This window comes from Shewanella sp. N2AIL (genome assembly GCF_022690845.1).
Classification (GTDB): Bacteria; Pseudomonadota; Gammaproteobacteria; order Enterobacterales; family Shewanellaceae; genus Shewanella; species Shewanella baltica.
This window is the reverse complement of record NZ_JALBYT010000051.1, coordinates 1-19732: the sequence shown is the minus strand read 5'-3', so window position 1 is coordinate 19732 and position 19732 is coordinate 1. Positions and strand designations below refer to the sequence as shown.

Sequence of the window (19732 nt, the reverse complement as noted above, 5' to 3'; positions counted from 1 at the left end):
CGAACGATAGCGCAATTAGTGACTAACAAAGGGATTGGTCTCAGTCGTTATCGAGCCCGTAATCTAATGAAAAAGCTTGGGTTATTAAGCTGTCAGCAGCCTAAGCATTCTTATAGAAAAGCGACACAAGAGCATGTTGCAATCCCCAATACGCTTAATCGACAGTTTGCAGTAACTCAACCAGATCAAGTGTGGTGTGGCGACGTGACGTATGTTTGGGTCGGTAATCGTTGGGCCTATCTAGCTGTTGTTTTAGACTTATTTTCCCGCAAACCTGTTGGATGGGCTTTGTCATTATCACCAGATAGTGAGCTGACCTGTAAAGCTTTGAAAATGGCATTTGAGTTAAGGGGTAGCCTGAGAATGTGATATATCACAGCGATCAAGGTTCACATTACACGAGCTTGAAATTCAGACAATTAATATGGCGTCTTCAGATTGAGCAAAGTATGAGTCGCCGCGGGAATTGTTGGGATAACGCACCAATGGAGCGTTTCTTTAGAAGTTTGAAATCTGAGTGGATACCCGTAAGTGGTTATGGGAATTTTACAGAAGCAGATAAAGAGATCACAAATTACATCACTGGATATTACAGTGAGACCTGACCCCATCAATATAATGGTGGGTTAACGCCAAATGAGTCAGAACGTTTATATTGGAATGACTCTAAAACCGTGGCCAATTTTACTTGACCACTACACTGAAACCCTCGTCAGAAAATGTACGTTCATTGAGCGAGGCTCAAGTGTCAGATTGCCTCTATGGCGCACTGGTATTGGAAAAAGAGCACATCATGGCGCTCAAACCGAACGCCTATGCTTCACTGCCATTTTATGAAAACATGCTCGAAAAGGGATATCGGTTATTAACGGATAATGCATTTTTTAGAGAGTGGGTACAAAAGACACTTCAGGCAACCTCATCTTTACTACCTCACAATATCCGCAGTGTGGCTATTGTGCAGTTCCTTGAAACACTTTCCTGTACGTGGCCTGCCGCTACGTTAGATATTGTTATCCCAGCCCCCCCCGCAGATGGCATTGCTCTTTCGGTGACAGAACAATGGCTTCCATTTGGAAAAGCATCTCGGCTACTTGAGCTGAGGCCAGAAGAACTGCATCTGCTTCAACACGTTAATTTAGTGAAACATGCACGTAAAAGCAGACTTCACCATAATAGCCAAATTGATGTCGCACCTATTTTCCAGTTGTTAGTCGGTAACGACATCCAACCTGGCATGGTGTGCTTATCAACACTCACGGAGGTCATGGTGCATAATGATGTTGAAATGTATGACATTCTCATAGGATTCAAAGAAGGTTGCCTGCAGTTAGGATATGGCGAAGGTCACAATTTACGACGTGCTATCTGGTGCGAACCGGCGTCTTTTATACGCTTTGCAAAGGACGTCTTTAGCAAGCGGCAATATGACGCTATCTCCCTAGAGAAAGCAGTATCATTAACAGGCTTACCCATGGAGCTACTTCACGCACTTAGAAAAATGGATAAACTTCGCCCTCCTCGCGTCGCGCGTGCCGGCAGTCTAGCACTTTGCCAATTTGAAGATGTACTACAAATACGCCAGCAACAAAAACCGATGCAGTTATCACTCATATAATGAAGCAATATTACCTGTTAAAACCTATATATATAAAATGCTTACAATTTAAATTAAAGCATAGACACTAAGGTTAAAACCCACCGTGCATTCGTCATCGGTAATGATGTGGGTTTTAAGCTGAAAGCCATTCATATAAATCCCACTTATTATCCCCATCGCTTAACTCATTAAAGCAATATCGTCCTGCACCCAATATCCGTTCCAAATATATGTAGCAGACCTCCGCACTCAGATACGATTTAAATCATGGCGTTTTATCCGCGCAAATTTCAATTCGTTTAGATTTTTAAATATACGCCTGTATTGTCGGCGGCTCACTTACCACACCTACAACATATGTAAGTAGAAACCTTGAAGCAATCTGATATGCGTTGACTTTATATTTTATTTGTGGAAAATGAATAGATTGGCGGCGAATAAAGCATAGTGTCACCACCAAGCCATTGATTTTAAGGTGAAAAATGAATCTCAATTTAGGTGGCAAAAATGTTCAAAAATCTCAACTTGAATGGCAATGTTGTTATTTTGTTAAACCATCAAGTCATTGAATAAGTTTAATTACGGCTGCCTGAGATTCTCATTCTGTGTGACCACGAACACGTGTGCACTCAGAATAAGGATCTCTGGCATATAAGAACCTTCTCTTATGTGCTTATATTTAGGACCCAATATAACTTAGTGCCTGAGATTCTCAATCTGTATCACCATAAACAATGAGCCGTTGCTTAGGGTTGAGTTACTCGATGCCTTTTAAATGGTCGATTGGTTTATTGAATGCACTTTCATGGCGTTCTATTTGGCTTGTGTGCAAATACTGTGACGTGGTGTCAATGCTCTCATGGCCAGCGTCGGCTTGTACATGGGATAACGGTCTGCGGTTAATATTGATATCGTGTGTGATGCCTGTGTGACGAATATTATGGGCTGTAAGTTTGCGCATCTGCGCGGCGTCTTGTGCAAAACCATCGGCCTCAATACTATCTGCTGCCAGATTGATAATACTTTGAATTTCATCGCGGACTTGGCGAATACCGAGATTGGCATTGAGGATGCCGACATCTCGACCACGACCAGCAGCTTTGTGCCGCACAAACAGTGGATGGTTCTCGTTTGGCCTTGGATAATCCGTTAAGCCTAAAAACTGGCGGTATTTGACTAAGGCGTCGAGTAAAGCTTTTGAGATTGCCACGCTGCGCCTTTTACCGCCTTTGCTCAATGGAATATGAAAACTCCAAATACCCGTTTGTTGATTACGCTTAAACTGATCCATCACAGGTGAATAACCTGCGCGTGCAGACACATCTGAGATACGTAAATAGCAACAATAGATCAATGAAATCAGAAATAAGCTTCTTTGATGTAATTCGGGCGATGTTTCTGCCAACGCTGTTACGGTCGCCATAATGTATGACCACTGTAATTCAGTGAATGCGAGACTGTTATCATCTTCATGATGTTGACGCTGATATTGCCGATTGGCCGCGAATCGACTGTGATTCAGCCAAATTTGTGCAGGATTACGCTCACAATATTCTTCACTTGTCAGGTACGAGTAAAACGAAGACAAAATGGCCATTTTCGTTTTTAACGCATTGTCACTTAACGCATAAGGCTGGATTTGCCCGAGTCGCTTTTTACCGACAAATGGCCGCCACTGTGGGTTTGGAACCCGTTCATCACGCATTTTATCGAGCTTGAATTGTGGCACATTAAAATAGCCAATCAGTGCTATGGGCGGCGCCTGGCAGTAATCTACGTAATGGCTCATATCTTTGCGTGTGACTTCTATGGGCGACATTGAAACCACATCAAAACACCAATGAAGAAATGTCGTGAGCTCGCTGCGATAGGCTTTATAGTTGTTTTCGTTATGCTTTTGCTCAAACAGCCAATCACTAGCGTGCTCAATCACTAAACCCGCATCGGCCACCTTTTTCATGCTAATTTGGGTAATATATTGGTTAACGATACTATTGCCAACTTGTATGAATTCAAATGAGTCAAATAACGGGATTACGGGAGGAAGTTGCATATTGCATCTGAATTATAAGGGTTTCTGATATGATAATACTTAAACGCAAATGCCGATAACGTTATTTATCGGCATCAACTAGGGTCAGATTTTGAGTACAACTGGACAATGTACATTTCTGGCATGTAATACGCTTTTGACAACAAATTAAGCATAACTGCCACACTTGCTGTTTAGACTGACTATCCAAGCACCTAAAATCTGCCGCACAGAGGTGCCCATCATGTATAAGCTGTGCCAGTTTATGCGTTGAAATCGACAAATTAATTTGGTGGCTCATGCCCTTACCCGCTAATCAGTGTGTGATATGAACAGAATACACAAATGATAACCATTATCAATAACTCGATTTAAGGTTTGCCACTCACCTCGCTATTTAATGTAAGAATTTGCACCGCTTTGAAATGTGTCTACTACACTGATTATGTGATCATTATTTTTATTTGAATGAGGTATCGAATGCTGATTGATCTTGCAAAGAAAAATCCGCTGTTTTCCGGTAAAAAGCTTACCGAGACAACTGCATCAGGTATTCCTTGGAAGGTATTAGTGGTCGATGATGAACCTGATGTTCATACCGTCACTAAGCTTGCCCTCTCCCGCTTTAAACTCGATGGCCGCCCGCTTACTTTTATAAATGCCTACAGTGCCGAACAAGCAAAAGAGTTGATGAATCAGGAACATGATATCGCCATCGCCTTTATTGATGTTGTGATGGAGAGTGATCATGCGGGCTTAGAATTAGTAAAATGGATCCGCGAAGAGCTGCAAAATAAAACCACTCGACTAATCCTGCGTACAGGCCAGCCAGGTCAAGCACCTGAAGAAGACGTTATCGTTAATTATGATATTAATGATTACAAAGCCAAAGCTGAACTCGATTCCCGTAAACTGATGACCAGCGTCTACTCTGCCCTACGTTCTTACCGCGATATTATGGAAATTGAACAAGCAAGGCGCACCCAAATAAATCACCGTAAAGGGCTAGAAAGAGTGCTAGAAGCTACATCTGGATTATTTGAGCTGCGCACCCTGCATAAATTTGCAGATGGCCTGCTAACTCAAGTCGCCACCCTACTCAATCTGGATTCTGAAACCTTATTGCTAACGTGTAATGCTATCGATGCCATAAGCGGTCATCTGGATCCTGTGAACATAGAGATCCTCGCAGGCACAGGCCAATTCTCAAATAAATCCCATATTACTCAATTACCAGAGCATATCGACCGCTTACTGCGCAGTGCGATCACGAAAAAACGCTGCCTGTATGAAGACAATTGCTTTATCGGTTACTTCCCCACAAAAAGCGGGTTAATCAATCTACTGTATATGGATGGTATTGATAAAATTGATGATCTTGACAAGAAACTTATTGATATTTTTGCTATCAACGTCGGCGTTGCATTTGAAAATTTACTGCTCAATCAAGAAGTCGAAGATACCCAATCTGAACTCATTCTACGTTTAGGGGATGTGGTTGAAAGCCGCTCAAAAGAAGCCGCGAACCATGTGAAACGTATGGCAGAATATTGCTCTCAGTTGGCCTTACTCGCTGGTTTACCTGAATATGAAGCTGATTTACTACGCCGTGCCTCACCTATGCATGACATAGGTAAGATAGCGATCCCCGATGCGGTTCTGCTCAAACCTGGCAAGTTAGATGATGAAGAATGGAAAGTCATGCGTCAGCACCCTACAATTGGCCATCAGATTTTGGCAAATTCTGAGCGACCCATACTAAAGGCGGCATCAATTATTGCACTACAACACCATGAAAAATATGATGGTTCTGGCTATCCTGCCAATTTAAAACAAGACGAAATTCACATTTTCGCGCGCATTGTTGCCATTGCTGATGTGTTTGATGCACTTTCCCATGCCCGCTGTTATAAAACGGCCTGGCCTTTAGAAGAAGTGTTAGCTGAAATGCGTAAAGGCGCTGCGAAACACTTTGACCCGCACTTATTACAGCTCTTTATTGATAATGTGGATATTTTTGTCAAAGTAAAAGACAGTTGGAAAGATAGTTAATCCTTAATCACCCGAGTTAACACTCTCTAATAATACGCTGAGGACGATTCGAATAAATATCTAGCCAGTCTTAACCATTGTTATCCGCAAGAAAATCAAACACTGTCGCTTTGGTTTCGCCATTTGCTTCAAAACTTACAAAACCACGCCAAACCATATAACCACTGCTGCAGGAGCCATATACCATCTGACCAATATAGGTCATTTCATCGGTTTGCTTTACATTTACAGGAATAACCCCCATAAACATATCTCTTCCTTCTAAACGAATTTGCACATTTTTGATAGGCGTTGAAGCTAACAGCCTTAATGTTAATGGCTTTTCGCTCGGGGCATTCGCTGGCGATAGGCTAATAGAGAGTTTGATATCGTCCACTTGTTTAACGCAATCCCCTGTCGAAAATTGACAGAGAGAAGGATCAGAGCTGCTTTTATGTGTGACTTGCTTAGCATCTTCAGTACAAGCTGTGAGATTGATGAGAATTAACGCGATGAATAGATAGAGATTAGGACGATTTAGCACAAAGATTAACCTTATGACGCAATATGTTAACATTCTATGGCGTAGGTTGATCTAGATCAACTTTCTACACCCCTTCTTTGGTATCTTTTTTGATATTGCTCAAGTATCATTGCGAAACCTCATATTTGAGCAAAAATATGCAGGGTAACGCATTGACATAGCTCAGCAACCTTAATAGGGAAGCTGAGTTTTATGTCATTTTATAACAGGTAAAGCTTGTCTTTACTAAAAGTAAAAGTAATAAGCAGTGGAAGCATTATGATGAACCATTCCCAGCCAACAGGCGCTGATTACAATTACGCCATTGTCCGCCAATTTGCCTTAACCACAGTTTTGTGGGGTATTGTTGGTATGTCAGTCGGCGTATTAATTGCGGCTCAGTTAATCTGGCCTCAGCTGAACTTTGACACTCCTTGGTTAACGTATAGTCGCTTGCGACCATTACACACCAATGCGGTGATCTTCGCGTTCGGTACATCAGCCCTTTTTGCAACATCCTATTATGTCGTACAACGCACCTGTCAAACCCGACTATTTGCACCTAAGTTAGCCGCATTTACGTTTTGGGGATGGCAAGCCATCATTCTGTCAGCAGCTATCACTTTACCAATGGGTTTCACTCAAGGTAAAGAATACGCTGAATTAGAATGGCCTATCGATATCGCAATTACTATCGTTTGGGTGTCCTACGCTATTGTGTTCTTCGGTACTATTATCAAACGAACGACTTCGCATATTTATGTGGCGAACTGGTTCTTTGGTGCCTTTATTATTACCGTTGCTGTACTACACATAGTTAACTCTATGGCGGTACCAGTCAGTCTGTTCAAGTCATACTCTCTGTATAGCGGCGCTGTCGATGCTATGGTGCAGTGGTGGTATGGTCACAATGCGGTAGGTTTCTTATTAACCGCAGGCTTCTTGGGGATGATGTATTACTTCGTACCTAAGCAAGCGGGTCGTCCTGTGTACTCTTACCGTCTATCTATCGTCCATTTTTGGGCTTTGATCGCACTGTATATTTGGGCTGGTCCTCACCACTTACATTACACAGCTTTACCTGACTGGACTCAGTCTTTAGGTATGGTGATGTCACTGATCCTATTCGCACCTTCTTGGGGCGGTATGATTAACGGTATCATGACCTTGTCTGGTGCTTGGCATAAACTGCGTACTGACCCTGTACTGCGTTTCTTAGTCGTTTCTCTGTCTTTCTACGGTATGTCTACCTTCGAAGGCCCGATGATGGCAATTAAGACAGTTAACGCATTATCACATTACACAGATTGGACTATCGGTCACGTTCATTCCGGCGCGCTAGGCTGGGTTGCAATGGTGTCTATCGGTTCTCTGTATCACTTGATCCCTGTATTGTTCGGCCACGGCCGTATGTACAGCATCAAGTTAGTCAACGTCCATTTCTGGTTAGCGACTATTGGTACTGTACTTTACATCGTATCTATGTGGATTTCAGGTGTAATGCAAGGTCTAATGTGGCGCGCAGTGAATGCTGACGGTACTTTGACTTATAGCTTTGTTGAAAGTCTTGAAGCTTCATATCCTTTCTACTTTGTACGTTTCCTTGGCGGTTGTTTCTTCCTGACCGGTATGCTGATCATGGCATACAACGTGATCCGTACTGTGAAAGCCTCTAAAGATTCATTGCCAGCATTGGCTGAACCAACAGCGGCTTAAAGGAGCAAACTCGATGAAATTTAATCATGAGATAGTTGAAAAAAACATCGGTTTGTTAGCGATCTTTACCGTTATCGCTATCAGTTTCGGTAGTCTCGTTGAAATCACACCGTTGATTTTTCAAAAAGATACGACTGAGCCAGTTGAAGGTTTAAAGCCATACACTGCCCTGCAAATTGAAGGCCGTGACATCTATGTTCGTGAAGGTTGTTATAACTGTCACAGCCAGATGATCCGTCCTTTACGTGCAGAAACTGAACGTTATGGTCACTACTCTGTTGCGGGTGAATCAGTTTGGGATCATCCATTCCAATGGGGTTCTAAGCGTACAGGTCCTGATCTTGCCCGTGTTGGCGGTCGTTACAGCGATAAATGGCATGAAGTTCATTTAATCGATCCTCGTGCTGTAGTACCTCAATCGAATATGCCAGGGTTCCCATGGTTAGCCGAAAACAAGTTAGACGGCGAACTGACGGGCGATAAGATGACTATCCTACGTAACATGCATAAAGGCGGTTACAAAGGTAATGATCTTTATACCGATGAAGAAATCGCAGGCGCACAGAAAGCTGTTGCTGGTAAGACAGAGCTGGAAGCCTTGATTGCATATCTTCAGTCTTTGGGTCACGCACTCAAATAAGGAGGCAATATATGGATTACGGCACATTACAAGGCATTTTAACCATCATTGTGATGCTGACCTTCGTCGGTATATTTGCTTGGGCATATAGCTCGCGTCGTCAAAAATCCTTTGATGAAGCAGCTAACCTTGTGTTTTCCGATGAGGAAGTCAGCAAGGTATCGAAGGACTCAGGAGAGAATAAGTGATGAGTAGCTTCTGGAGTGTTTGGATTAGCGTACTCTCGTTAATTGTGATCGCGGGATGTTTTCTATTACTGCGTGTGTGTTCTAAGAACACCACGGACGTAAAAGAAGGCGAATCCATGGGTCACAGTTTCGACGGTATTGAAGAACTCAATAACCCACTTCCAAAATGGTGGAGTTATATGTTCTATATCACTATCGTGTTTGGCTTGATCTATCTAGCCTTATTTCCTGGTTTAGGTAACTACAAAGGCCTGTTAGGCTGGACCAGTTCTAACCAAAGCATTGGTACTGAGCAAGGTATTAAAGCCGACTCTGCCGCAGCCATTGAGCTTGCCGCAAAAGAAGGCCGTTATGTTCAGTATGACCAAGAAGTAAAACACGCTGATGAAAAATATGGCCCAATCTTCGCGGCTTACTTGGCTACACCACTAGAAGAATTAGTGAAAAACCAAGAGGCATTAAAAGTGGGCGGCCGTTTGTTCCTACAAAACTGCGCACAGTGCCACGGCTCTGACGCACGTGGTAGCAAAGGCTTCCCTAATCTCACCGATGGTGACTGGTTATATGGTGGCGACTTAGCCACGATTAAAACCACTATCATGGGTGGTCGTCATGGCATGATGCCGCCAAAAGGTGGTTTGCCAATCGATGACAGCGAAATTGCGGGTTTAGCAGAATACGTTGTTAAATTGTCTGGTCGTGAGCACGATGAAACACTCGCCGCTCAAGGTCAAGGCTCATTCATGAAAGGTTGTTTCGCGTGTCATGGTATGGACGCTAAAGGCAACAAGTTCATGGGTGCTCCGAATTTAACTGACGATGTTTGGTTATATGGCGGTAGCCGCGGCGTGATCGAAGAAACGATCAAACACGGCCGTGCTGGTGTCATGCCAGCCTGGAAAGACGTTCTCGGTGAAGAGAAAGTTCACGTGATCGCTGCTTATGTTTATAGCTTGTCAAACAAGTAATTAGATGTGAGTAATGCTAAGGCCTCGAAGACTTCGAGGCCTTTTTTTTAAAGTGCTAAAACCGTCTTTTAACGGTAGAATGGCGCAAATTTTTTGAATGGGTATCTGACATGAGCGAACAACAAGCCTGGTATAAGCAGTTCTGGCCTTGGTTTTTAATTATTCTTCCTTTATGTGCCGTCGTCGCAAGTTTTACCACACTAAAAATTGCCCTTACGAACTCGGACTCTTTAGTCGCCGAGGATTACTACAAAGATGGCAAAGCCATTAATATGGACTTAAGTAAAGTAAAGTATGCCAAACAAATAGGCATGAATTTTTTACTCGAACAAACTAATAATGAAATTCTGCTGACGCAACAAGGTGGTCCCGCTTCTCAAGCTGCGCTTAAAGTCGAGTTCTACCATCCAACCATTGCCGACAGAGACATCAAGCTCACCGCTACAGCCGATGCCAGTAATGTGTATCGCATTACCGTGCCTGCCACACTGGTCGGCCCTTGGGAAGTGCGTCTGGAAAGTTACGATGGCAAATGGCGCATTCACCAACGCGTTGAATTAAAAGATCATGTCCAACTTTGGCTGAACTGATTGTGGTTGAATTGATTTAGTTAAATAAGAATTGCTATGACACATCCAAGTTGTTTTCACTGCCAAGAGCCCGTGCTGACGGGCCAGCAGTTTGTGACTCGCATTAATGATCGTGATGAACTCATGTGTTGCCCTGGTTGCCAGGCGGTTTCTCAGGCGATTGTGGATGCGGGATTGCTCAGTTACTACAAGTTTCGCACTGAGCCAGGCAGTAAACAGAACGCCCTCGTCCCCGAAGCCTTAACGCAATTTAGCGCCTATGACTTGCCTGAAGTGCAGCAAGACTTTGTCCATTCTGAAGATAATGTCGAGTCAGTGTCACTCTCTATTGATGGTATCACCTGCGCGGCCTGTGCTTGGTTGATTGAGCACAAAGTGAAACAACTAACGGGTGTGAGCCAAGTGCTCGTCAACTCGACCACCCAACGCGCCATGATCAGTTGGGATAAACGCACGGTAAAACTCAGCGATATCCTCGGGCAAATTAGCCGTATTGGTTATCAAGCCGCGCCCTATCAAGTCGATGAGCAAGAGCTCAACAACAAACTCAATAGCCGTAAATTTTTACTGCGCTTAGGCTTAGCGGGTTTTGCGACTATGCAAGTGATGATGTTCGCCCTCGCCCTCTATACAGGCTATTTCACCGATTTAGATGTGCAATATCGGGATTATTTCCGTTGGGTTAGCATGATTTTTGCCACCCCCGTAGTGCTTTATTCGGCGCAGCCCTTTTATTTCAGTGCCATTCGTACCCTGCTCAGCGGCAAACTCAATATGGATGTGTCTGTCTCCATTGCGATTGGCGGCGCATACGTTGCCAGCTGTTTTGCCACAGTCAATGGCACAGGCGAAGTGTATTTTGAATCTGTGTCCATGTTTACCTTCTTCCTGTTACTCGGGCGCTACTTCGAGCAGAAAGCCAGACAAAAGGCCTCGGTCAGCTCCAGTAATTTGCATAAGTTAGTGCCGCTCACGGCGCACTTAGTGAACGACAATGGTCAGGAAGAAATTCCCGCTAAAAAATTACGCCTCAATGATGTGATCCTCGTTAAACCGGGTGAAATGGTGGCCGCTGATGGTGTGGTGATTGAAGGTCACACTAGCATCAATGAAGCTATGCTCACCGGCGAGCAAATGCCAATTGAAAAAACTGTTGCTAGCCAAGTTTACGCAGGCACTATCAACGTCGACCAACCCATCAAAGTCAGCGTCACAGCGCTAGGGCAAGACCAACTTGTGGCTGAGATTATTAGACTGCAGGAGCTTGCATCCAATACTAAACCTGCAATTGCGCTATTAGCCGATAAGTTATCGCGCTATTTCTCGGGCACAATCTTGACCATAGCGACAATCACCTATTTGGTTTGGCATCAAATTTCCCCTGAGGATGCCTTTTGGGTAACGCTTTCGGTTTTGGTCGCCACTTGTCCTTGCGCCTTAGCACTGGCCACACCGACCGCTGTTACCTGCGCGACCGCTATTTTCACTCGCCTTGGGATTATTACTCGCAAAGCCGGTGTATTTGAAAAACTGCCGCTGATCAAACATGTTGTCTTTGATAAAACCGGCACCCTCACCTGTGGTACCCTCTCTATCGGGCAAACGCAGTGCATGGCGGATTTAACCAAGACGCAAGCCTTAGCCATTGCCGCAGCGCTGGAAACAGGCTCTCGCCACCCGATTGCAGCGGCATTTGCCGTATTTGCCGATAATGCATTGGTTACCGAAGAGGTTCACCATGAAGTCGGCTTTGGCGTTCGAGGCCGAATTGATGGCACTGATTACTTAATTGGCAATGCAGTATTTACCGGCACGAGTATTGATAGTCGTGACCCAACCCAAAAGATTTGGTTAGCACGTTCAGCCAATAATCAGCTTGAAGTACTGGCAAGCTTTGAAATTCAAGACAATATTCGCCAAGACAGCAAAGCCACGGTTGAAATGTTAAAGCTGCAAGGTTGCCGCATCAGTATTGCCAGCGGCGATAGCTCGGGGCATGTACATCAACTGGCAAAAGAGCTGGGGATTGACGATGTGCACAGCGGCTTAACGCCTGCAGATAAACTTGCCCTCGTGACCCGATTACAACAGCATACACGGGTTGCCATGTTTGGCGATGGCATCAACGATGCGCCTGTGCTTGCGGGCGCCGATTTGTCGGTGGCTATGGGCAGCGGCAGTGCTATCGCGAAAAACAGTGCCGATTTAATTTTATTGGGGGATCATCTGTCCCGTTTCACCCAAGCCGTTAGCGTTGCGAAACTGACGACACAGATTATCAGACAAAATTTAGCGTGGGCGCTGGGTTACAACGCCCTGATCTTGCCCTTAGCCGTTACCGGCCATGTGGCACCTTATATCGCCGCCATTGGCATGTCGGCGAGTTCTTTGATTGTGGTCGGTAATAGCCTGAGATTATTGCGGGTTAAAGTGTGATCACAATAAAAGTAAAACCAGAATAGTAAGAGGTCATTATGGAAATTATTTATGTGCTTATCCCCATTGCCATGATCTTTGTCGCCATCGCTGTAATGGTATTTTTTTGGGCGGTGAAATCCGAACAATTTGACGATTTAGACCGCCAAAGTGTGTCGATATTATTCGACGAAGACACTGTTAAACCAAACAGCCATCCCGTGCCTGAGAAAGAGCAAGCCGAAGCAGCGCAAGAAAAAGGCATGCCGCTGTGATTGAGTACAATGTCACTGGGGCTTTTCTGGTAGGGCTCATGGGCGCCGCACATTGCTTTGGCATGTGTGGCGGTTTAGTGGGCGCTTTCTCAGCCCAAATCCCTCATCCTAAAATAGGTAACCAGCTGGCCCATCAGCTTAAATATTTACTGAGTTACAACCTTGGCCGCATTTTGAGTTACACCTTAGCGGGCGCTTTAGTGGGCGCTTCGGCGGCAGGTCTTGGTCACTTATTTGAACTGGATACGTATTTGATTGTGCTGCGTATCATTGCCGGACTGATGATGATCGCAACAGGGCTGTATATCGCCAAAATTTGGGTTGGAATAGTGCAGATTGAGCGCGTCGGTCAATGGTTATGGCGATATTTAAAACCCATAGCGCAACGGCTTGTGCCTATCCAAAATCCGAGCCAAGCGGTCATGGCAGGATTCATTTGGGGCTGGCTCCCCTGCGGCCTTGTCTATAGCACCTTAACCTGGTCGGTCGCATCTGGCTCTGCCAGCCAAGGCGCCTTGATTATGTTGGCCTTTGGATTAGGCACCTTACCCGCCCTATTGAGTGCTGGTGTTGCGGCAAAACGCCTCGCTGCTTGGGTTCAACAGAAAACCGTTAGACTATTGAGCGGCTTACTGTTAATTGCGTTTGGTGGTCAAACTTTATATATCGCACTCGCGCAGCTAAACTAGCCCAAGTGAGTGAATTGGTTTAACATGGCTGCAGTGGATAAACTTGAGAATCAACATGACAATTGAACAAAATAAGAATCGTCGTCCTGCCGCTAGCGGATGCACAATCCATTGTCACGATTGCAGTATGGGTACCCTTTGTATTCCTTTTACCCTCAATGCAAGTGAGCTAGATCAGCTCGATGATATTATCGAGCGTAAAAAGCCGATTCAAAAAGGCGAGCAAATTTTTAAATCGGGTGATGCGTTAAAATCCCTGTTTGCGATCCGCTCTGGCACCATCAAAAGTTACACTATTACCGAGCAAGGCGATGAGCAGATCACCGGCTTCCACTTAGCGGGTGATGTGATTGGTTTTGACGGTATCCACGCCCAGTTGCACCAGAGTTTTGCACAGGCACTCGAGACCTCCATGGTCTGTGAAATCCCCTTTAACATCCTCGATGAACTTTCAGGCACTATGCCTAAATTGCGTCAGCAGATCATGCGCCTGATGAGCAATGAGATCATGAGCGATCAAGAAATGATCCTGCTACTCAGCAAGAAAAATGCCGAAGAACGTCTGGCAGCCTTTATCAGTAATCTGGCTAATCGTTTTGGTAGCCGTGGCTTCTCGCCCAAAGAATTCCGCTTAACCATGACCCGCGGTGACATTGGTAATTATCTCGGTTTGACCGTAGAGACCATCAGTCGCTTACTTGGGCGTTTCCAAAAATCAGGCTTGATTGAAGTTAAGGGAAAGTACATCACTATCCTCGACTCGCAAGAGCTGAATCTGTTAGCGGGTAATTCGCGCATAGCGAGATAGTTCACCGCAAGAGTGTTTGCTGCAATAAAGTTAAGCGCAGCATCATAGTTAAGTGCAATAGAGTTACGCGCTAGGTCCTTGTCATGAATGGCAAGAACAATTCAATTGAAAAACCGGGACTGGCTAGACATGTCAAACAGATTAAGGCATGATTTTTAAGCGAGTTTTAATCAATTTCGAATGAGTTTGATCTAGAACAATACAGCTAACTGCCAAAGGCTCATGATGATATTGAGCCTATGACTAAAGGAACCTCCCATGAAGGATTATCAAAAAATACTGGTTGTGGTTGACCCTACCACAGAGAATCAAGTTGCCCTCGCACGAGCGGTGACCTTGGCCAGTAAATGCAACGCTCAAGTCACTGTGTTTCTTTCTATCTTCGATTTTTCCTATGAGATGACTTCGATTCTGTCGAATCAAGAGCGCGAAGCCATGCGTCAAGGCGTCATAGATCAACGTCTCGCTTGGATCCAAGACTTACTCGCCGCTTACACTCATCTGCAACTCAATATTGATACCCAAGTCATTTGGCATAACCGCCCCTTCGAAAGCATTATTAATCATGCAATTTCAGGACAATACGATTTGATTGTTAAAGGCACCCATGCCCATGACAAACTCAAAGCGGTGATCTTCACCCCAACCGATTGGCATTTAATGCGTAAAGCGCCTGTGCCAGTGTTGATGGTGAAAGCCCATGACTGGCCAGAGGCGGGTAAAATCCTTTGCGCTGTGAATGTGGCGACCGAAGATACCGATCATCAAATGCTTAACGGTAAAATCATTGAGCACGCAAAAGATTTGGCAGATAAATTCTCTGCCGAAGTGCATTTAGTTAATGGCTATCCCGGCACGCCGGTAAACTTAGCCATTGAATTACCAGATTTTGATGCCCAGTCCTATAACGAAACCATTCGCATGCAGCATGAGCAGCGCGTGAGTTATCTCGCTAACGCTTACGGCATTAATCCAAACCATTGCCATGTAAAAGAAGGCCTGCCTGAGGATGTGATCCCTGAGCTTGCTGAAAAACTCGATGCCGAATTGGTGATCTTAGGCACAGTCGGCCGCACCGGATTTTCAGCGGCATTGATTGGTAATACCGCAGAGCATGTTATCGATAGCATTAATTGCGACTTACTGGCTATCAAACCTGACGGTTATAAATCGCCGTTAGAAGAAGCCTAAGCGATACGCGGCACTTTACCCCGCCAAAGATAGCTGGAATAATACGCGCCCTGAAACTGAGTTACTGGGCGCTTTTTATGCTTGAAGCTATATCTGAAGTTACGGCAAATCCAATGTCTGAAGAATTATCAAAAAAACACACTACCCGTCTGAATAAGTTACAGAAACGTCTGCGTCGTGAAGTGGGTAGCGCTATCGCCGATTACAATATGATTGAAGATGGTGATAAGATCATGTGCTGCCTTAGTGGCGGTAAAGACAGCTATGCACTGCTCGATATTTTGATGAATCTGCAGCAACGTGCACCCATTCAGTTTGAAATCATTGCGGTTAATTTAGATCAGAAGCAACCTGGCTTCCCTGAGCATGTATTGCCCGCCTATTTAGATAAGCTCAATGTGCCCTATCACATCCTCGAGAAAGACACTTACTCGATAGTGAAAGACAAGATCCCTGAAGGCAAAACCACCTGCTCCCTGTGTTCTCGCCTGCGACGCGGTACGCTCTATGGCTTTGCCCAGCGTATTGGCGCCACTAAAATCGCCCTTGGCCACCACAGGGACGATATTATTGAGACCTTGTTCCTGAATATGTTCTTTGGCGGCAAGATGAAAGCTATGCCTCCTAAGCTACTGTCAGATGACGGCGCTAATGTGGTCATTCGGCCACTTGCCTATTGCCGCGAGAAAGATCTCGAAGAATATGCCAACTTAAAAGAATTTCCAATCATTCCATGCAACTTGTGTGGCTCGCAGGAAAACTTAAAGCGCGCTGCTGTCAAAGACATGTTGAATCAGTGGGATAGACAGTATCCTGGTCGTATTGAAACAATATTCACCGCCATGCAAAACACCGCACCATCACAGGGTGTTGACCGTGAGCAGTTCGACTTTGTGTCATTAACGCGTGATCCAGATGCGCCTCTGCGTGGCGATGTTGCCGAAGCCAATCTGCCCGCATTCGATTTCCTAGATATCGCCAACAGCGGCCGTATTGATTTGGATGCAGCAAAACGCATTGATATTGTTAACACTTACGAAGTCTAATTAAGGCTGAAACTAGCGCCCTAATCAGTAAATAAGTTAAACCAGCAAAACAAAAATGCCCACATGATGTGGGCATTTTTATGGCTACAAAATAAGTTAATCTTTGAGTACGTGCTTCTCAATCGACTATTTCAAGATGCCAATTCAAGATACAAAGAGGATCACTTCACCCAAGGACTCAAGACTAATGGCTGGGCACTAAAGCTTAGCGTCGTGATGTTTTCAAGCTCATTCACGGCTAATTTATAACTGCCCTTAACGGCTTGTTCACGGCCATTAAGGTGTACATACACTTCTTGCTCGGGTTGGAATTCAAAGTTAAGACCAGCAATAGGATCCCTAAAATAACGCATCGGGAAGCCTTGCATAGCACCAAGCAGCGTGTCCATTTCGGTCACGATTTGCTGTAAACGCGCTTTATCGTACTCAGCCAATGTCTGTTTTGCTCTGACTTGCATCGCGATAGCACATCCATCAGCACTGCCTGCAAAATTGAGATTAACCAAGGCACGCTGATCTTTTAAATCATCATCTAAGGGAATAAATAACCGCTGAGCATAGGTATACGTCAGTGGCGTTGAGGTTTTTTCACTGGAAATAGAACCGCTTTGGATCAAACAGTTTTTTTGCATTGGAACACTAAAAGCCACTTCTACGAGTTGATAACCGCCCTTATTTACTTGTTTTAACCTATCATAAAAACCTTTATATTCAAGGGATACAGTTTCAGCAGCGGCGCTAGTTGCCAGTAAACAGAGGCCACTAAACAACAGTTTTTTATACATCGACATTCACCAAATATTTTTCATTATGACGTAACATATCAAGCAGCTCATCAATATAAGCTTCTTGTCTTTCAGAATAATTCACGAGTCCGTAAATCAATTGATCCGCTGTCGGCTCTAGCTCCTGTGAGCGTAAATCGGCACGGATAGAACGAAATAGCGCATAGGCTGTATTGGAATTTAAATTGCGCATGTAGGACGAAACGGACTCGTCGACCGATGAAAACACTTTCACCTCATGGCTCTTACCAGATCCCCGTGAAGATGGCACTATGCCGCAGCCAGCAGTAAAACACCATTCACCAAAAAAGTTAAAGCCTTCTCTGGCAAAACGTGAGCTGCCCCAACCGGATTCATTCGCGGCTTGGATCAGCACCATAGATTCAGGCACAATATCGACACGCTTTAGTAAGCTTGCTAAGGATTTAGCATCGACGTTTCGCGCCGCATATTGGTATTTGTCGAATAGCGTATTGAGCTGCCCGAGTTGGGTCTCAGATAAACTCTTGCCATTCTCAACCAAAGCGAGCATTTCACTGACAAACTCGCGTTCCATCGAGATGATGGCATTCTGCTGCTGCACAATCGGCCGCAGAAAATCAAAAAAGGCTTTCTTCTTTTCGGTGATATCGTTGATCGCAGAAAAGTCAGGAACTTGCGTAACAGGATCGACAGCGTCAACGAGTTGGGTCGCTATGGTAGATGAATCATTCGTGTTGGGAATGATCCAAACGCGCAATGCAAAAATCGCCACTATGACCATGGCTAATGCCAATGTAAACGATCCGATTCTACCCGTTTTCAATAGTTCACCTTAAGTATGACGCCCGTATTGGGCAAATAAAGGGCGGATTATAAGCTATTTGTCAGATTTAACGAAATGTACCCACCGTCACTGTCATTAATCACGCATCTGGCGCATTAACTCAGGTACAATATTGCGCCTAAGTCGCGATTCTGAATCCGTGTATACGTGCTTGCCGTATGACAGTCGATAATAGATGCAAGCTTTCGACTGAGCTTTTATACTAAGGTTCCATAACGCAGTTAAATTGCACATTAGCGCTTACGTCATTGCGCTTTGTACGTAATCAGTGATGACAGTAACATTCATTTTTCGGGTATTCAGGAAGGAAGAACCCAGATGCAGCATTTGATGTTAAATCAATTTGAACGTGTCGTCGCCATTGGCGGAGGCCATGGTTTAGGCCGAGTATTATCTTCACTCGATTTTTTAGGCAGCCGTTTAACGGGGATTGTCGCGACCACAGATAATGGTGGCTCGACCGGTAGACTCAGAGCCGAGCAGGACTGTATTGCTTGGGGCGATTTACGTAACTGCCTATCCCATCTGGCCAATCGCCCTTCCGTCGGCTCACAGCTATTCGAATACCGTTTCCAAGGTGAAACAGAGCTTAGCGGCCATAATCTGGGTAATCTCATTTTACTGGCGCTTGATCAACTGTGCGTTCGTCCATTAGAAGCGGTTAATCTTATCCGTAACTTACTCAAGATTGAAACTCAGCTGATCCCTATGTCTGAGCAACCCACGCACTTAGTGGCTCTGCAAGCTTGTGGTAGTAAAGTCTTTGGGGAGATCAATGTCGACAGTATGGATGAAGCGCCTATCGCGCTCTGCCTTGAGCCACAGGTCGATGCCACCTTTGAAGCCTGTGAGGCCGTTCGGCACGCAGATTTAGTTATCCTAGGCCCTGGCAGCTTCTTAACCAGTATCATGCCGCCGCTGCTATTACCTAAGTTCGCGAAAAGCCTAGCCGCGACTAAAGCGCAGGTGATCTTTATCGATAACCTGGCCGAAGAAGCCTCACCCGCAGGTCGATTTAGCATTGAGCAACGTATCGCTTGGTGTCATCAAGTGATTGGCAAGCCCATCATTCACAAAGTGTTACGTCATGGCGAACAAACGCGTTTAGGGCCACTGATCAACTATTTCCCGTTGAAGAATCGCCATAACCCGAACTTGCATGATCAAGCGAACTTATTAGATGCATTAAGCGCCCTATTGCGGATCAAATCTGAGCTCACGCTGCAATCGCATGAACCTCTTGCGCTTAGCTGCTAATCACTGCATAGCCCGCACGTGCTGACACAGTAAAGAATCCGCCTTCTTAGAAGGCGGCTTTGACTTGCCCCTGGAAGGGGCTATTCCAAGAACCTACATCATCTGCAACGACAATTGAGCCTCATGTTCCTGATCTTGTTTATCTTGATGGC

19 protein-coding genes and 1 pseudogene are annotated in these 19732 nt (G+C 44.9%); 15 read left to right on the top strand and 5 right to left on the bottom strand.

Going from position 1 to position 19732, the window contains the following annotated elements; genetic code table 11:
• Together MO387_RS20135 and MO387_RS20130 are read left to right on the top strand one after the other, a co-directional pair.
• A pseudogene (locus tag MO387_RS20135) lies at nucleotides 1-692 on the top strand (IS3-like element ISSba5 family transposase); the annotation flags it as partial.
• 53 nt (nucleotides 693-745) lie between these two features.
• Nucleotides 746-1618, top strand: coding sequence for a hypothetical protein (locus MO387_RS20130; protein WP_242326477.1), 873 nt, complete (start codon nucleotides 746-748; stop codon nucleotides 1616-1618).
• Nucleotides 1619-2357: 739 nt separating this feature from the next.
• Here the strand turns inward: MO387_RS20130 and MO387_RS20125 are convergent.
• Together MO387_RS20125 and MO387_RS20120 are read right to left on the bottom strand one after the other, a co-directional pair.
• Nucleotides 2358-3653, bottom strand: coding sequence for a site-specific integrase (locus tag MO387_RS20125; RefSeq protein WP_107947523.1), 1296 nt, complete (start codon nucleotides 3651-3653; stop codon nucleotides 2358-2360).
• Nucleotides 3654-3714: 61 nt separating this feature from the next.
• Entirely contained in the window at nucleotides 3715-3933 is a 219-nt protein-coding gene (locus MO387_RS20120) for a hypothetical protein (protein ID WP_106650466.1), read from the bottom strand.
• 179 nt (nucleotides 3934-4112) lie between these two features.
• On the opposite strand from MO387_RS20120, the gene MO387_RS20115 reads away from it, so the two are divergent.
• Nucleotides 4113-5684 carry a DUF3369 domain-containing protein gene (locus MO387_RS20115; protein WP_107947521.1) on the top strand — a complete coding sequence of 524 codons (1572 nt, stop codon included), beginning with the start codon at nucleotides 4113-4115 and terminating at the stop codon, nucleotides 5682-5684.
• 70 nt (nucleotides 5685-5754) lie between these two features.
• Here the strand turns inward: MO387_RS20115 and MO387_RS20110 are convergent, their stop codons facing one another.
• A complete protein-coding gene (locus MO387_RS20110) occupies nucleotides 5755-6240 on the bottom strand; it encodes a hypothetical protein (protein ID WP_199908805.1) in 486 nt (161 codons plus the stop codon).
• A gap of 225 nt (nucleotides 6241-6465) precedes the next feature.
• On the opposite strand from MO387_RS20110, the gene ccoN reads away from it, so the two are divergent.
• From ccoN to ttcA, 11 genes are all read left to right on the top strand, one after another.
• On the top strand, nucleotides 6466-7902 hold the full coding sequence (gene ccoN, locus MO387_RS20105; RefSeq protein ID WP_006081607.1) for a cytochrome-c oxidase, cbb3-type subunit I: 1437 nt from the start codon (nucleotides 6466-6468) through the stop codon (nucleotides 7900-7902).
• 13 nt (nucleotides 7903-7915) lie between these two features.
• Nucleotides 7916-8542 carry a cytochrome-c oxidase, cbb3-type subunit II gene (gene ccoO / locus MO387_RS20100; protein ID WP_006081606.1) on the top strand — a complete coding sequence of 209 codons (627 nt, stop codon included), beginning with the start codon at nucleotides 7916-7918 and terminating at the stop codon, nucleotides 8540-8542.
• 11 nt (nucleotides 8543-8553) lie between these two features.
• Entirely contained in the window at nucleotides 8554-8730 is a 177-nt protein-coding gene (locus MO387_RS20095; RefSeq protein ID WP_006081605.1) for a CcoQ/FixQ family Cbb3-type cytochrome c oxidase assembly chaperone, read from the top strand.
• Nucleotides 8730-9698: a cytochrome-c oxidase, cbb3-type subunit III gene (ccoP, locus tag MO387_RS20090; RefSeq protein WP_006087157.1), complete on the top strand. Its 969-nt coding sequence runs from the start codon at nucleotides 8730-8732 to the stop codon at nucleotides 9696-9698. Before MO387_RS20095 ends, ccoP begins: the two co-directional genes overlap by 1 nt.
• 110 nt (nucleotides 9699-9808) lie before the next feature.
• Nucleotides 9809-10288 (top strand): FixH family protein, encoded by a 480-nt coding sequence (locus MO387_RS20085; protein WP_107947516.1) that lies wholly within the window; start codon nucleotides 9809-9811, stop codon nucleotides 10286-10288.
• 36 nt (nucleotides 10289-10324) lie between these two features.
• Entirely contained in the window at nucleotides 10325-12724 is a 2400-nt protein-coding gene (locus MO387_RS20080) for a heavy metal translocating P-type ATPase metal-binding domain-containing protein (RefSeq protein WP_107947514.1), read from the top strand.
• A gap of 38 nt (nucleotides 12725-12762) precedes the next feature.
• Nucleotides 12763-12978 (top strand): cbb3-type cytochrome oxidase assembly protein CcoS, encoded by a 216-nt coding sequence (ccoS, locus tag MO387_RS20075; RefSeq protein WP_071939826.1) that lies wholly within the window; start codon nucleotides 12763-12765, stop codon nucleotides 12976-12978.
• Nucleotides 12975-13667, top strand: coding sequence for a sulfite exporter TauE/SafE family protein (locus MO387_RS20070; RefSeq protein WP_107947512.1), 693 nt, complete (start codon nucleotides 12975-12977; stop codon nucleotides 13665-13667). Before ccoS ends, MO387_RS20070 begins: the two co-directional genes overlap by 4 nt.
• A 55-nt stretch (nucleotides 13668-13722) precedes the next feature.
• On the top strand, nucleotides 13723-14475 hold the full coding sequence (gene etrA / locus MO387_RS20065; protein WP_006081599.1) for an electron transport transcriptional regulator EtrA: 753 nt from the start codon (nucleotides 13723-13725) through the stop codon (nucleotides 14473-14475).
• 258 nt (nucleotides 14476-14733) lie between these two features.
• A complete protein-coding gene (uspE, locus tag MO387_RS20060) occupies nucleotides 14734-15666 on the top strand; it encodes a universal stress protein UspE (RefSeq protein ID WP_107947509.1) in 933 nt (310 codons plus the stop codon).
• A 77-nt stretch (nucleotides 15667-15743) separates the two neighbouring features.
• Complete coding sequence (gene ttcA, locus MO387_RS20055) at nucleotides 15744-16712, top strand: tRNA 2-thiocytidine(32) synthetase TtcA (protein WP_199908804.1); 969 nt, start codon at nucleotides 15744-15746, stop codon at nucleotides 16710-16712.
• A gap of 161 nt (nucleotides 16713-16873) precedes the next feature.
• Here the strand turns inward: ttcA and MO387_RS20050 are convergent, their stop codons facing one another.
• Both MO387_RS20050 and MO387_RS20045 read right to left on the bottom strand, forming a co-directional pair.
• A complete protein-coding gene (locus MO387_RS20050) occupies nucleotides 16874-17497 on the bottom strand; it encodes a DUF2987 domain-containing protein (protein ID WP_107947507.1) in 624 nt (207 codons plus the stop codon).
• Complete coding sequence (locus tag MO387_RS20045) at nucleotides 17490-18302, bottom strand: glucosaminidase domain-containing protein (protein ID WP_006081595.1); 813 nt, start codon at nucleotides 18300-18302, stop codon at nucleotides 17490-17492. Before MO387_RS20045 ends, MO387_RS20050 begins: the two co-directional genes overlap by 8 nt.
• A 339-nt stretch (nucleotides 18303-18641) precedes the next feature.
• On the opposite strand from MO387_RS20045, the gene MO387_RS20040 reads away from it, so the two are divergent.
• Entirely contained in the window at nucleotides 18642-19580 is a 939-nt protein-coding gene (locus tag MO387_RS20040; RefSeq protein ID WP_063884420.1) for a YvcK family protein, read from the top strand.
• Nucleotides 19581-19732: the final 152 nt, after the last annotated feature.

Bases quoted from the DNA above. Each gene is read 5' to 3' on its own strand.
- MO387_RS20125 (WP_107947523.1), bottom strand. From the start codon at position 3,653: ATGCAACTTCCTCCCGTAATCCCGTTATTTGACTCATTTGAATTCATA.
- MO387_RS20120 (WP_106650466.1), bottom strand. From the start codon at position 3,933: ATGAGCCACCAAATTAATTTGTCGATTTCAACGCATAAACTGGCACAG.
- MO387_RS20115 (WP_107947521.1), top strand. From the start codon at position 4,113: ATGCTGATTGATCTTGCAAAGAAAAATCCGCTGTTTTCCGGTAAAAAG.
- MO387_RS20110 (WP_199908805.1), bottom strand. From the start codon at position 6,240: ATGTTAACATATTGCGTCATAAGGTTAATCTTTGTGCTAAATCGTCCT.
- ccoN (WP_006081607.1), top strand. From the start codon at position 6,466: ATGATGAACCATTCCCAGCCAACAGGCGCTGATTACAATTACGCCATT.
- ccoO (WP_006081606.1), top strand. From the start codon at position 7,916: ATGAAATTTAATCATGAGATAGTTGAAAAAAACATCGGTTTGTTAGCG.
- MO387_RS20095 (WP_006081605.1), top strand. From the start codon at position 8,554: ATGGATTACGGCACATTACAAGGCATTTTAACCATCATTGTGATGCTG.
- ccoP (WP_006087157.1), top strand. From the start codon at position 8,730: ATGAGTAGCTTCTGGAGTGTTTGGATTAGCGTACTCTCGTTAATTGTG.
- MO387_RS20085 (WP_107947516.1), top strand. From the start codon at position 9,809: ATGAGCGAACAACAAGCCTGGTATAAGCAGTTCTGGCCTTGGTTTTTA.
- MO387_RS20080 (WP_107947514.1), top strand. From the start codon at position 10,325: ATGACACATCCAAGTTGTTTTCACTGCCAAGAGCCCGTGCTGACGGGC.
- ccoS (WP_071939826.1), top strand. From the start codon at position 12,763: ATGGAAATTATTTATGTGCTTATCCCCATTGCCATGATCTTTGTCGCC.
- etrA (WP_006081599.1), top strand. From the start codon at position 13,723: ATGACAATTGAACAAAATAAGAATCGTCGTCCTGCCGCTAGCGGATGC.
- uspE (WP_107947509.1), top strand. From the start codon at position 14,734: ATGAAGGATTATCAAAAAATACTGGTTGTGGTTGACCCTACCACAGAG.
- ttcA (WP_199908804.1), top strand. From the start codon at position 15,744: ATGCTTGAAGCTATATCTGAAGTTACGGCAAATCCAATGTCTGAAGAA.
- MO387_RS20050 (WP_107947507.1), bottom strand. From the start codon at position 17,497: ATGTATAAAAAACTGTTGTTTAGTGGCCTCTGTTTACTGGCAACTAGC.
- MO387_RS20040 (WP_063884420.1), top strand. From the start codon at position 18,642: ATGCAGCATTTGATGTTAAATCAATTTGAACGTGTCGTCGCCATTGGC.